Source organism: Pseudomonas sp. F01002 (genome assembly GCF_004402115.1).
Classification (GTDB): Bacteria; Pseudomonadota; Gammaproteobacteria; order Pseudomonadales; family Pseudomonadaceae; genus Aquipseudomonas; species Aquipseudomonas frigoris.
The window spans coordinates 1-900 of sequence record NZ_SOPU01000067.1; the positions used below are offsets into that span (position 1 = coordinate 1).

Below are 900 nucleotides of genomic sequence, written 5' to 3' on the forward strand. Positions count from 1 at the left end.
AGTTTCTGGCAGAGCGTGGACTTGTCCTCTCTCCGGAAAAAACCAAAATAACGCACATAGGGGACGGGTTCGACTTCCTCGGATGGAACTTGCGCAAGTACAACGGCAAGCTCCTGATCAAGCCATCGAAAGCGAACATCAGGGCTCACCTCGCCAAACTCCGGGAAGTGATCAAGACCAACAAGGCGATCAAACAGGTCAATTTGATCGGGCTGCTCAACCCGATTTTAAGGGGATGGGCGAACTACCATAGCCACGTGGTCGCCAAGAAGGTATTCAATCAGGTAGACAGCGAAGTCTGGATAATGCTCTGGCGCTGGGCGGTGAGACGGCATCCGCGCAAAGGAACACGGTGGGTCAAGGACAGATACTTCAAAGTCCGAGGATCGCGCCGGTGGGTGTTCTCAACCGTTGAAAAATACGCAGACGGTAAGGCAAGGGAATACACCTTACTGAAGGAGTCGGATACGCCGATTGTTCGGCACATCAAGATCAAGGCCGCTGCCAACCCGCATGACCCCAATTGGGATGAGTATTTCGAGTTCCGATGGGGCAAGAAAATGCTCAAATCAACAAAGGGACGAGCGAAGCTGTATCGCGTCTGGCGACAGCAAGGCGGCCTATGTGCTGTTTGTCATAAGCCCGTTACCAAAGATACGCCGTGGCATAGTCGCCACATCGTAAAGTTGGCCGACGGCGGAACGGACGCCGCAGTCAATCTTGAGATCTATCATCTGCGTTGCCCCAGAGATCAGCAGTACGCCAATGTCAAAGAGGTATAGCTGGGTACTTAACAGTGCCTTTGTAGAGGCTTGAGCCGTGTGCTGGGAAACTCGCATGCACGGTTCTTAGGGGGTTGGACGCGGGTAACCGCGTCTGACTACCCGACAACCAGATCCG

General features: G+C 53.7%; 1 protein-coding gene. It reads left to right on the forward strand.

Annotation, left to right across the window (positions count from 1 at the left end; translation table 11 throughout):
* Window positions 1-782: group II intron maturase-specific domain-containing protein (locus tag E3W21_RS28795; protein WP_305955719.1), on the forward strand; the 782-nt coding region annotated here is incomplete at its 5' end.
* Between the last annotated feature and the right edge of the window lie 118 nt (window positions 783-900).